Below are 12,573 nucleotides of genomic sequence, written 5' to 3'. Positions count from 1 at the left end.
AACAACCGTCGTAGCCACGGTCACGGCTCCGGTTGACAGTTTCATAGTGTTTCGGTGGTCATAGCGTGAGGGAAACGCCCGGTTACATTCCGAACCCGGAAGCTAAGCCTCACAGCGCCGATGGTACTGCAGGGGGGACCCTGTGGGAGAGTAGGACGCCGCCGAACTATTTGTTAAGGGAAAGCCCCGTGCCGATGGCACGGGGCTTTTCTGCGTTCAGCCGCGTACGAGACGGGAGGGGACGGTCGGGGTATGTGCGCCCGCAGCACGGTTCACGCGGTGGGGGCACCCGAAGCAAGGAACGACGCCATCAAGATGGCGAGGACGCACATACCCCGACCGTCCCCGTACCCACCCACCTGCCGGCGCACTGGCCTTGACGTCAGCGTCAACGTCTACCGTCATAGGCATGCGCATCGGAGAGCTCGCGGCCCGCGCCGGCACGACCACGCGGACGCTCAGGTACTACGAGTCGCGCGGGCTGCTCCCCGCGCGGCGCGGCGGCAACGGCTACCGGACCTACGACGAGGCGGACCTGCGCGCACTGCGGCAGATCCGTACGTTGCAGGACTTCGGGTTCGACCTGGAGGAGACCCGCCCGTTCGTGGAGTGCCTGCGCGCAGGCCACCCCGAGGGCGACTCGTGCCCGGCATCGCTGGCCGTGTACAGGAACAAGCTCACCGAACTGGACGCGCTCATCGACGAGTTGACCGCAGTACGGGCGAAGGTCGGAGCACAGCTGCACCGCGCGGAGCAGGCCGTCGCCGCGCTGGCAGCCGAGGAAGACCCGGCCCCGCGCTGCGAACTCGCCACACAACAGGAAGAGGACTGACCATGCGGGACGTGACGGACGCCGACTTCGACGAGCAGGTGCTCAAGGCGGAGCTACCCGTGCTCGTGGAGTTCACGGCCGAGTGGTGCGGGCCGTGCAGGCAACTGGCCCCGGTGCTGAAGTCGATCGCGGAGGAGGAGAAGGAGCACCTGGACGTCGTGGCGATCGACGTGGACGCCAACCCGGAGACGGCGACGAAGTACAACGTGCTGTCGATGCCGACGCTGATGGTCTTCAAGCAGGGCGAACCGGTCTGGTCCCGAGTAGGAGCCAGGCCCAAGCGCCGCCTGCTGGAGGAATTGTCAGGCACCGTCTGAGAAGAAAACCGAAGTTGGAATCAACCCCTGCCCGGGGTATATTCGGTGTTTCTGTGTGCCCACAGAAAAGGCCCCTCACCGGGGGCCAACTAAACACACCGTACCGGGCAGGGAGCAGTTTTGTCAAGCCGGGAATCCGCCGCATCGCAGAAAGAACTGCAAAAGGAACAGGAATTCATCGACCGGCTCTACGCGCGGGTCGACGCGCTGCGCGGCGCCGCCGCGGACTCGGTCAAGGACGCCTTGACGCCCGTCGGCACAGGTCAGCAGGCCCGCCTGGAGCGCGACCTGCTGCTGGTGGAGCGCTCGGGCCTGCTCGCCGCGCTGAATGCGGTGGACGGTTCGCTCTGTTTCGGCCGCATCGATCTCACGGACGGCATGGCGCACCACATCGGCCGTATCGGAATCAGGGAAGAAGACTCCGACCACACGCCGATTCTGATCGATTGGCGCGCAGGGGTGGCCCGCCCGTTCTATCTGGCGACGGGCCATGTCCCGATGGGATTGCGCAGGCGCCGCCACCTGACGACAGAGGGCCGCACGGTCACGGAGCTGCACGACGAGATCCTCGACCTGGGCGACGACGAGCGCACGGGCTTCGAGGACCCGAGCGGCGACGCGGTACTCCTCGCGGCGCTGAACTCGGCGAGAACCGGCCGCATGGGCGACATCGTGCAGACGATCCAGGCGGAGCAGGACCGGATCATCCGCCACGACCACAGGGGCGTCCTGGTCGTGGAGGGCGGCCCGGGCACGGGCAAGACGGCGGTGGCGCTGCACAGGGCGGCGTTCCTGCTGTACGAGCACAGGGAGCTGCTGGCCAAGCGGGCGGTGCTGATCGTGGGCCCGAACCCGGCGTTCCTCTCCTACATCAGCGAGGTGCTGCCGGCGCTGGGCGAGACGGGCGTCCTCCTCGCGACGGTGGGGGAGCTGTACCCGGGGATCCACGCGACGGCGCAGGACCCCCCGCGGGCGGCGGCGGTGAAGGGCGCGGCGCACATGGCGGAGGCGCTGTCCCTGGCGATCAGGGACCGCCAGCAGCTCCCCGAACCGGGCGCCCCGCTGATCATCCCCCACGACGACGGCGACCTGATCCTGGACTGGGAGATCGCGTACGAGGCGAGGCAGGCGGCCCGCGACACGCTGCTGCCGCACAATCTGGCCCGCCCGCACTTCGCGTTCCGGATCATCGACGCGCTGACGGACCAGCTGGCGGAGCGGATCGGCGCGGACCCGTACGGCGGCCCGAACTTCCTGGGCCCGGACGACCTGGCCCAGCTCGGCAAGGGCGTCGCGGCGAGCCCGGAGGTGCACGCGGCGATCGAGGAGCTGTGGCCGACGCTGACGCCGGAACAGGTCGTGGCGGAGTACTTGGCGGACCCCGTACACCTCACCGATGAGGACGCGGAGGCGCTCCGCAGGGCGGCGACGGGCCCGGCGGACTGGACCCCGGCGGACGTACCGCTGCTCGACGAGGCGGCGGAGCTGCTCGGCCACGACGACTCGGCGGAGCGGGCCGCGGCGGAGGCGGCGCGGCAGGAGAGGATCGCGTACGCGCAGGGCGTGCTTGACCTGTCCCGGGGCTCGGAGACGTACGAGTTCGAGGACGAGGACGAGTCGGAGGTCCTGGCCGCGCACGACATCGTGGACGCGGACCGGGTGGCCGACTGGTACGAGGAGGAGGACCACCGCAGCGCGGCGGAGCGGGCGGCGGCGGACCGGACGTGGGCGTTCGGCCACATCATCGTGGACGAGGCGCAGGAGCTGTCGCCGATGGCGTGGCGCCTCCTGATGCGGCGGTCACCGACGCGTTCGATGACGTTGGTGGGCGACCCGGCGCAGACGGCGGAGGAAGCCGGCGTCGGAGCGTGGGACGACATCCTCGCGCCGTACGTGGAGGACCGCTTCGAGCACACACGACTCGGGGTCAACTACCGGACGCCGTCCGAGATCATGGACGTAGCGGCGGCGGTGCTGCGCGAGGCGCACCCGGAGTTCGAGCCCCCGTCCTCGGTCCGGTCGACGGGTGCAGAACCCTGGAGGCGCGCGGTGACAGGAGACATCGCACAGGCAGTGGCGGAGATCGCGACGGCGGAGACCCCCGAGGAAGGACGCTTGGCGGTGATCGCGCCGCGCCACCTCCGCGAGGCGCTGGCCGCGCGGTTGCCCGGTATCTCGGCGGACGCCGCACCGGACCTGACCCGGCACCTGGTGCTGCTCGATCCGCGTCAGGCGAAGGGGCTGGAGTTCGACCGGGTGATCGTCGTCGAACCCGGCGAGTTCGGGTTGAGCGACCTGTACGTGGCGCTGACCCGTGCGACGCAGACCCTCGGTGTCGTGCACGCGAAGGAGCTGCCTCCGGCGCTCCAGCAACTCGCCGTAGGCGCATAGGAGGCAGGGCGGGGAACCGCGCCACCGTGGCTGGTCGCGCAGTTCCCCGCGCCCCTGGCGGGGCTATGGCCGCAGCCACACCGTAGCCAGCGGAGGCAGTGTCAGCCTGATGCTCGCGGGGCGGCCGTGCGCGCCCACGTCATCGGGCTTGACCGGCTCCGGATTGCCCACGCCCCCACCCCCGTACCGCGCTCCGTCCGTGTTCAGTACTTCATGCCAGGCGGGCACGTCCCCCGGCACCCCGAGCCGGTACTCGTGCCGTACCACGGGCGAGAAGTTGGAGACGGCAAGCAAGGGGCTCCCGTCGGCGGCGTACCGCAGAAATGCGAACACATTGTCCTCGACGGCGTCCCCGGCGACCCATGCGAACCCGGCAGGATCGGTGTCCCGCTCCCACAACGCGGCCGTCTCGCGATACGCGGCGTTGAGATCACGGGTCAGATCCCGCACCCCGCGATGATCGGCCTCAGCGCCGTACGCCGGGTCGAGGAGCCACCAGTCGGGCCCGCTGGCTTCGGACCACTCGGCGCCCTGGGCGAACTCCTGACCCATAAACAGGAGCTGCTTGCCGGGGTGGGCCCACATGAAGCCCAGATAGGCCCGATGGGTGGCGCGCTGCTGCCACCAGTCACCGGGCATCTTGCTGACGAGAGACCGTTTCCCGTGCACGACCTCGTCGTGGGAGATGGGAAGCACGTAGTTCTCGCTGTAGGCGTAGACCATCGAGAAGGTCATCTCGTGATGGTGGTACTTACGATGCACGGGCTCATGGGCGAGGTAATCCAGCGAGTCGTGCATCCACCCCATGTTCCACTTCAGCCCGAACCCGAGCCCGCCGAAGCCGCCAGGACCGACGTGATGGGTCGCGCGGGTCACCCCGTCCCAGGCGGTGGACTCCTCGGCGATGGTGACGACACCGGGCACGCGCCGGTACAGGGTGGCGTTCATCTCCTGGAGGAAGGAGACGGCGTCAAGGTTCTCTCGCCCTCCATGCTGGTTGGGCGTCCACTGCCCGTCCTCACGCGAGTAGTCCAGATACAGCATGGAGGCGACGGCATCGACGCGAAGCCCGTCGATGTGGAACTCCTCGCACCAGTACAGCGCGTTCGCCACCAGAAAGTTCCGCACCTCCTTGCGCCCGTAGTCGAACTCCAACGTGCCCCAGTCCGGGTGCGCGGCCCGCAGCGGATCCTCGTGCTCGTACAGCGGGCGTCCGTCGAACTCGGCGAGCGCCCAGTCGTCGCGCGGGAAGTGCGCGGGCACCCAGTCCATGAGGACGCCGATGCCGGCCTGGTGCAGGGCGTCGACGAGGAACTTGAAGTCGTCGGGGGTGCCGAGCCGGGCGGTGGGCGCGTAGAACCCGGTGACCTGGTACCCCCAGGACCCGCCGAAGGGATGCTCGGCGACGGGCATCAGCTCGACGTGCGTGAACCCCAGATCGGCCACGTACCGCGGCAGCTGCTCAGCGAGTTGCCGATACGTGAGGCCGGGCCGCCACGACGGCAGATGGATCTCGTACACCGAGAACGGCGCCTGGTGCGCGGGACGCTCACCCCGCGCCCGCAGCCACTCGTCGTCGTGCCACACATGATGCGAGGCGTGCACGACGGACGAGTTGGCCGGAGGCGTCTCCGTACGGGTGGCGAGCGGATCGGCGCGCTGGGTCTTGCTGCCGTCGGGCCGGGTGATCTCGTACTTGTAGAGCTCGCCCTCGCCGATGTCGGGGACGAACAGCTCCCAGATCCCGGTGGAGCCGAGCGAGCGCATGCTGTGGGCGGCGCCGTCCCAGTAGTTGAAGCCGCCGACGACGCGGACGCCGCGCGCGTTGGGCGCCCAGACCGTGAACCGCGTGCCCTGGATCCCCTGGTGCTCCATGGGGCGGGCGCCGAGCGCCGTCCACAGCTGCTCGTGGCGGCCCTCGCCGATGAGGTGCAGGTCGAGTTCGCCGACGGAGGGCAGCAGGGAGTAGGCGTCCGCGATGCGCTGCACGGTGTCGCCGTAGGTGATCTCGAGCGTGTACGGGGACGAGGCCGGGGACGCGGGGGCGGACCAGGCCGCCTCGGCCGGGAGGAGCGCGGAGAAGAAGCCGTCGCCGTCGTCGTGGAGGTCGGTGCGCAGGCCCTCCGGGGTGGTGACGGTGACCTTCTCGGCGTAGGGGCGCCACGCGCGGAAGACGACGCCGGTGCCGAGGGGGTGGGCGCCCAGGACCGCGTGCGGATCGTGATGGGTGGCCGTGAGAAGGCGCTCGCGGTCACTTGCCGGTACGGCACTGCTCACCGGCGCTGGTGCCTCAGCCGGAGCCGAAGCCGGCGCTGGTGCCTGAGCCGAAGCCGGGGACGGCGTTGGTGCCGATGCTGATGCCGCGGCCGGTGCCGGTACCGATGCCGGTTCCGGGGGCGGGTTTTCGGTCGGGCGGCGGGTCACGGGCGGGGCCTCCTTGGTTGCCGTGGTGCCGTGCTGTGGTCGATGCCGGTCAGACCGGCTCCGCGAGCCGCGCGAGCGCCGCCAGCGGCACGGGCAGCCAGTCGGGGCGGTGCCGGGCCTCGTACAGGGCCTCGTACACCGCCTTGCCCGTCTCGTACGCCCGCAGCAGGACGGGGTCGGTGCGCGGGTCGCGGCCCGCGGCGGACGCGTAGCCCGCGCAGTACGCGGCGCGGCAGGCGTCGGACCACTCGGGGTTCCAGGGGCGGTGCGAGCGGGCGGCGTAGTCGAAGGAGCGGAGCATCCCGGCGACGTCGCGGTGCGGCGGGTGCGGCATACGGCGTTCGGCGAGGGGACGGGACGGTTCGCCCTCGAAGTCGATGAGGCGCCAGAAGCCGGAGGGGTCGCGCAGGCACTGGCCGAGGTGGAGGTCGCCGTGGACGCGCTGGGCCTGCCAGGTGCAGCCCTCGGCGGCGAGGTCGGCGAGCGCCTCGAACGCGGTGCGCAGGCCGGGCAGGTAGGGCAGGAGCGCGGGGACCTGGTGGGCCGTGGCCTCCAGGCGTGCGGTCATCGCCTCGGCGAGCTGTTCCAGGTGGGCGCGGGTGAAGGTGACGGTGGGCAGGGCGCGGGCCAGGGCGGTGTGCACCTCGGCGGTGGCGCGGCCGAGCTCGCGGGCCTCGGCGGTGAAGTCCTCCTGCTCGACGAGGTGCTTGAGGGCGAGGTCGAAGCCGTCGGCCGCGCCCTTGAGGTAGGGCTGGAGCACGCCGAGGGTGGTCTCGCCGTCGGCGCTCCCGTACCAGGCGACGGGGGCGGGCACGCGGTCGCAGCCCTCGCGGGCCAGGGCGAGGGGGAGTTCGAGGTCGGGGTTGGTGCCGGGCAGGACGCGGCGGAAGACCTTGGCGATGAGCGCGTCGCCGTAGACGACCGAGGAGTTGGACTGTTCGGCGGCGAGCGGGCGCGGGGTGAGGTCGTCGGGTATTCGGCCGTCGGGTGCGCGGTCGAAGCGGAGTGTGCCGAGGGTGCCGGGCAGCCGGAGGCGTTCGAGGAGGACGGTGGTCTGGCGCGGGTCGTGCAGGGCCTCGTACGCGGTGCGGCCCGCGAGCGGGCCGCGGGTGATGTGGCCGATGATCGCGGGCGCGAGGTGGGGAGGGAGGGCGTCGGCGGTGCCGATGAGGAGCTGGTAGCAGTCGCCGGGGCCTTCGCCCGCCGGGGGCTGGTGGGCGCGCAGGAGTAAGTGCAGCAGGGCGTTGTCGGGCCGCAGTTCAGTGACGGAGTCGAGGGTCAGCTCGGTGACCGGGCGTCCTTTCCCCGCGAACCACCGCTGGCGCGGCAGCCACTCCCGCAACAGTGGGTCCAGGGACGTGAGCAGCTCGTCGTGGCCCTGTGCCGGGATGGCGGGCCGGGCTGCGGTTTCCGACATGGCGTCGCGTCCTTCCCCCGGGGGTGCGTCGGGTGGTGCGAGCGGGCCCGGGTGCCGAGATGCTGTTCAGAGGAGCTGCTGCGAGGAAGAGCTGCTGCGGAGAGAAGCTGCTGCGAGGAAAAGCTGCTGCGCGGAAGAGCTGCCCAGAAATGGGGACGTGCCGGGTATGCGTGTAGGAGTGCCCCGGGCGCGGGGAGGAAAACCGGAGGATCCGGCTCTCCTGCCCCGGGCCGCCCGGCCGTGCGGAACTCGGCCGGGCTGGGTTCAGTCCTTGCGCAACCGGTACCAGTAGAAGCCGTGCCCCGCCAGGGTGAGGAGGTAGGGCAGTTCTCCGATGGCCGGGAAGCGGACGCCGCCGATCAGCTCGACCGGGTGCCGCCCGGCGAAGGTCTGCAGGTCGAGCTCGGTGGGCTGGGCGAAGCGCGAGAAGTTGTGCACGCACAGCACCAGGTCGTCCTTGTACTCGCGCAGGAAGGCGAGCACGGCCGGGTTGGAGGACGGCAGTTCGGTGTACGAGCCGAGGCCGAACGCCGGGTTCTGCTTGCGGATCTCGATCATCCGGCGGGTCCAGTGCAGCAGCGACGACGGCGACGACATCGACGCCTCGACGTTGGTGACCTGGTAGCCGTAGACCGGGTCCATGATCGTCGGCAGGGACAGCCGGCCCGGGTCGCAGGAGGAGAAGCCGGCGTTGCGGTCCGGCGTCCACTGCATCGGGGTGCGCACCGCGTCGCGGTCGCCGAGCCAGATGTTGTCGCCCATGCCGATCTCGTCGCCGTAGTAGAGGATCGGCGATCCCGGCAGGGAGAGCAGCAGCGCGGTGAACAGCTCGATCTGGTTGCGGTCGTTGTCGAGCAGGGGAGCCAGCCGCCTGCGAATCCCGATGTTGGCGCGCATCCGCGGATCCTTGGCGTACTCCGCGTACATGTAGTCGCGTTCCTCGTCGGTGACCATCTCCAGGGTCAGCTCGTCGTGGTTGCGCAGGAAGATGCCCCACTGGCAGCCGGACGGGATGGCCGGGGTCTTGGCGAGGATCTCGGAGACCGGGTAGCGGGACTCGCGGCGGACCGCCATGAAGATGCGCGGCATGACCGGGAAGTGGAACGCCATGTGGCACTCGTCGCCGCCGGAGGGGAAGTCGCCGAAGTAGTCGACGACGTCCTCGGGCCACTGGTTCGCCTCGGCGAGGAGGACGACGTCCGGGTACTGGGCGTCGATCTCCTTGCGGACCCGCCGCAGGAACTGGTGCGTCGCCGGGAGGTTCTCGCAGTTCGTCCCCTCCTCCGCGTAGAGGTAGGGCACGGCGTCGAGGCGGAAGCCGTCGATGCCGAGATCGAGCCAGAAGCGCAACGCGGCGAGGATCTCCTCCTGCACGGCCGGGTTCTCGTAGTTGAGGTCCGGCTGGTGGGAGAAGAAGCGGTGCCAGAAGTACTGCTTGCGCACCGGGTCGAAGGTCCAGTTCGACGCTTCCGTGTCGACGAAGATGATCCGGGCGTCCTGGTACTGCTTGTCGTCGTCGGCCCAGACGTAGTAGTCGCCGTAGGGCCCGTCCGGGTCGGTGCGCGACTGCTGGAACCACTCGTGCTGGTCGCTCGTGTGGTTCATGACGAAGTCGATGATGACGCGCATGCCCCGCTGGTGCGCGGCGTCGACGAACTCCACGAAGTCGGCGAGGTCGCCGAACTCGGGGAGGACGGACGTGTAGTCCGACACGTCGTAACCGCCGTCGCGTAACGGCGACTTGAAGAACGGCGGAAGCCAGAGGCAGTCGACGCCCAGCCACTGGAGGTAGTCCAGCTTGGCCGTGATGCCCTTGAGGTCACCGACACCGTCGCCGTTGCTGTCCTGGAAGGAGCGGACCAGCACCTCGTAGAAGACGGCACGTTTGAACCAGTCAGGGTCCCGGTCCTTGGCAGGGGTGTCCTCGAAGGTGTCCGGGACGGGCTCATTCATGATCATGGGGTGGGTGACCCTCCGAATCCCTTTGGCAGAGAATTCATCGCGGCGTGGACGGTCGCAGGACGGTGAAGACGTGCGCGGGCGTACGGCCCGGTTCCAGGCGCACGTAGTTCGACCTGCCCCAGAGATGGGTGGCGCCGGTGAGCTCGTCGTGCACGGTTGTCGCGTCGTGCCAGCCGAGCCCCAGCTGCGGCATGTCCAAGGAAACCGTCGCCTCCTGGGTGTGGTGCGGATCGAGGTTCACGACCACCAGAACCGTGTTCGAGCCGCTGCGTTTGGAGTACACGACCACCTCGTCCTTGTCGGCGTGATGGAAGTGCACATTGCGCAGTCCGCGCAGCGCCGGACTGCGGCGCCGGATGTCGTTCAGCGCGGTGATCAGCGGGGCGATGGTGCGCCCCTCGCGCTGGGCCGACTCCCAGTCCCGCGGCCGCAGTTCGTACTTCTCGGAGTGCAGATACTCCTCGCTACCGGAGCGTAGCGGAGTGTTTTCGCAGAGTTCGTATCCGCTGTAGACGCCCCACGACGGGGAGAGGGTTGCGGCGAGCACGGCACGGAGTTCGAAGGCGGGCCGGCCGCCGTGTTGGAGGAACTCGTGCAGGATGTCCGGGGTGTTGACGAAGAAGTTGGGCCGCATCGCGGCGGCTGATTCGCCTGCCAACTCCTGTACGTACTCCGTGATCTCCGTCTTGGTGTTCCGCCAGGTGAAGTACGTGTACGACTGCTGGAAGCCGATCTCCCCGAGCGTCCGCATCATCGCCGGGCGGGTGAACGCCTCGGCCAGGAAGATCACGTCGGGGTCGGTGCGGCCGATCTCCCCGACCACGTGCTCCCAGAAGACGACCGGTTTCGTATGCGGATTGTCCACGCGGAAAATACGCACCCCGTGCGCCATCCAGTGGCGGAGCACCCGCACCGTCTCCGCGACGATCCCCGGCATGTCGCGGTCGAAGGCGATCGGATAGATGTCCTGGTACTTCTTCGGCGGGTTCTCCGCGTACGCGATCGTGCCGTCGGCCCGGTGGTGGAACCACTCCGGGTGCTTCTCCACCCAGGGGTGGTCGGGTGAGCACTGGAGGGCGAAGTCGAGCGCGATCTCCAGGCCCTCGGCCCTGGCGGCGGCGACGAAGCGGTCGAAGTCGTCGAGCGTGCCGAGGTCGGGGTGGATCGCGTCGTGGCCGCCCTCCGCCGAGCCGATCGCCCAGGGCACGCCGACATCGTGCGGGCCGGGGGAGAGGCTGTTGTTCGGGCCCTTGCGGAACGTCGTGCCGATGGGGTGGACCGGCGGCAGGTAGACGACGTCGAAGCCCATCGCCGCGATGGCCGGCAGTCTGCGGGCCGCTGTGGCGAAAGTGCCGCTGACCGGCGGTCTGCCCGGCTCCACCACCGCGCCCTCCGAGCGCGGGAAGAACTCGTACCAGGCCCCGTACAGGGCCCGCTCGCGCTCGACCAGGAGCGGCAACTCCTCGCTCACCGTCACCAGTTCGCGGAGCGGGTGCGCGGAGAGGACCGCGTCGACGTCCGGGGTGAGGGCGGCGGCGAGCCGGGTGGCGGCGGGCTCGGCCGTGTCGCGGAGCGCCGCGGCCGCCTGCAGAACCGTTTCTCGCAGTGGTTCCGCGAGCTCCGTGGCGGCGCGTTCGTACAGCGTCGCGCCTTCCTCCAGGACGAGTTCGGTGTCGATCCCGGCGGGGACCTTGATCTTCGCCGCGTGGCGCCAGGTCGAGACCGGGTCGCTCCACGCCTCCACCGCGAACGTCCACGCGCCCACCGCGTCCGGCGTGACCTCCGCGCCCCAGCGGTCGGTGCCGGGGGCCAGTTCGCGCATCGGGGTCCAGGGGCCGGGCTCGCCGTCGGGGCCGCGCAGGACCACGTTCGCGGCGACGGCGTCGTGGCCCTCGCGGAAGACGGTGGCCGTGACCTGGAACGTCTCCCCGACGACCGCCTTCGCCGGACGGCGGCCGCGGTCGATCACCGGGCGCACGTCACGGACGGGGATCCGGCCGATGGTGACCTGGACGGGCGGCGGCGCGGGCGCCTTGCGCGGCGCCGGTGCCTTGCGCTGGGCGGGTGTCTTGCGGGCGGCCGGTGCTTTGCGCTGGGCCGGGGTTTTGGCGGCCGGTGTCTTTGCGGCCGGGGTCTTCGGCGCCGGTGGCTTCTTGGCGGCGGTGCCGTCGGTGGCCCCCTTGCTGCGGGTGCGCTGCGCCGGCGGCACGCTCGCGGGGGCCCGGTCCTTGCCGGGTGGCGTCTTGTCTGAGGACGTCGGGATGGGGCGCTGTGCGGGCATGACCGCTCCTGTCCGCGGGGTCGGGGGTTGCGGAGACGACGTTCGGGGAGTGGGCCGTGCGAGGGGAGACACCGCCGCGCCGTCGGCGCGACCGTGCATAAATGCGTGCCGGGGGGAGCCTTCCACACTCTTCGGGCGAACAATCCGGAGCTTTGTTAACTACTCGCGCGTAAGGGAAAAGATGTCGCCGGTCCAGCCCCTCGAGCCGGGACCGACACATGAATTCCCCTTCCCGTTACAGGTAGTTGACCGGCAGAGGCGACGGAGGTCGTGTACGTGCGGACCGATCGATACGAGTACCCCGGTCCCGGCGGCTTGCACGCGCGTCTTCTCCCCGGCCGACCGTGCCGTTGGGCAGCTTTGCGCGCGGTGCCAAGTGCCACAAGTTGTGGATGGGGGCGGAACCGGCCATATCGGTTGCCTTGTCGGTGGCACATGCGAGTGTCTTGTCGGTGGCGCGTGCGAGCCTGAACCCATGTCGATCATCCACCGCACCGAAGTGAAGCCGACCAAGCTCGAACTCCTCACCGGGTGGCTGCCCGCGCAGCCCTGGTACGAGGGGTCCGGCACGCCCGCGCTGACCCGCTCCGGCGGGTTCCGGCTCGACGACCCCGCCGGAGCGGTCGGGATGGAGTTCATGGTGGTCACGGATGTCTCGGGGGCGCGCCCGGTCGCGTACCACGTGCCCATGGCCTACCGTGGCGCGCCGCTGTCCGACGCGTTCGAGGCCGCGCTCATCGGCACCGTGGAGCACGGCGTGCTCGGGCGGAGATGGGTGTACGACGGTGCACGCGACCCGCTGGTGCGCACCCAGTTGGCGGCCCTGCTGAAGGGCGAGGTCCCGGCGCACGCCCAGAGCGTGGACGGCGCGCTCGACCCGACGGTGCACGCCCGGCTCGACCCCGGCGCGCCGGCCTCACCGGAGATCGTCCGGGTACTGGAGCCGGGC

The 12,573-nt window shown here is 70.1% G+C and carries 8 protein-coding genes and 1 rRNA gene; 5 read left to right on the top strand and 4 right to left on the bottom strand.

The features are described from left to right. The first annotated feature begins 50 nt into the window (after nucleotides 1-50). The 4 genes from rrf to N5I75_RS01565 all read left to right on the top strand — a co-directional run bounded on the left by rrf (nucleotide 51) and on the right by N5I75_RS01565 (nucleotide 3,540). A 5S ribosomal RNA gene (gene rrf, locus N5I75_RS01580) occupies nucleotides 51-167 on the top strand. Nucleotides 168-409: 242 nt separating this feature from the next. After that, entirely contained in the window at nucleotides 410-832 is a 423-nt protein-coding gene (locus N5I75_RS01575; RefSeq protein ID WP_476673451.1) for a MerR family transcriptional regulator, read from the top strand. Between the two features lie 2 nt (nucleotides 833-834). Then, entirely contained in the window at nucleotides 835-1,149 is a 315-nt protein-coding gene (gene trxA, locus N5I75_RS01570; protein ID WP_476673449.1) for a thioredoxin, read from the top strand. A gap of 156 nt (nucleotides 1,150-1,305) precedes the next feature. Further along, a complete protein-coding gene (locus tag N5I75_RS01565; RefSeq protein ID WP_476673847.1) occupies nucleotides 1,306-3,540 on the top strand; it encodes a HelD family protein in 2,235 nt (744 codons plus the stop codon). Nucleotides 3,541-3,603: 63 nt separating this feature from the next. Here the strand turns inward: N5I75_RS01565 and glgB are convergent, their stop codons facing one another. The 4 genes from glgB to N5I75_RS01545 all read right to left on the bottom strand — a co-directional run bounded on the left by glgB (nucleotide 3,604) and on the right by N5I75_RS01545 (nucleotide 11,624). Further along, nucleotides 3,604-5,817 carry a 1,4-alpha-glucan branching enzyme gene (glgB, locus tag N5I75_RS01560; RefSeq protein ID WP_476673447.1) on the bottom strand — a complete coding sequence of 738 codons (2,214 nt, stop codon included), beginning with the start codon at nucleotides 5,815-5,817 and terminating at the stop codon, nucleotides 3,604-3,606. 196 nt (nucleotides 5,818-6,013) lie between these two features. After that, the gene (locus tag N5I75_RS01555) at nucleotides 6,014-7,381 is read right to left on the bottom strand and encodes a maltokinase N-terminal cap-like domain-containing protein (RefSeq protein ID WP_476673445.1); all 1,368 of its coding nucleotides are present in this window, start codon (nucleotides 7,379-7,381) and stop codon (nucleotides 6,014-6,016) included. 264 nt (nucleotides 7,382-7,645) lie between these two features. Beyond that, a complete protein-coding gene (gene treS, locus N5I75_RS01550; RefSeq protein WP_476673443.1) occupies nucleotides 7,646-9,340 on the bottom strand; it encodes a maltose alpha-D-glucosyltransferase in 1,695 nt (564 codons plus the stop codon). Nucleotides 9,341-9,377: 37 nt separating this feature from the next. Beyond that, on the bottom strand, nucleotides 9,378-11,624 hold the full coding sequence (locus tag N5I75_RS01545; protein ID WP_476673441.1) for an alpha-1,4-glucan--maltose-1-phosphate maltosyltransferase: 2,247 nt from the start codon (nucleotides 11,622-11,624) through the stop codon (nucleotides 9,378-9,380). 475 nt (nucleotides 11,625-12,099) lie between these two features. Here N5I75_RS01545 and N5I75_RS01540 point away from each other — a divergent pair. Then, nucleotides 12,100-12,573, top strand: a 474-nt coding sequence (locus N5I75_RS01540; RefSeq protein WP_476673439.1) for a maltokinase N-terminal cap-like domain-containing protein, incomplete at its 3' end; no start/stop codon positions are given.

The sequence above is a fragment of the Streptomyces sp. R818 genome (assembly GCF_056172735.1).
The sequence above is the reverse complement of the archived record's forward strand: the minus strand, read 5'-3'. Positions and strand labels throughout refer to the sequence as shown.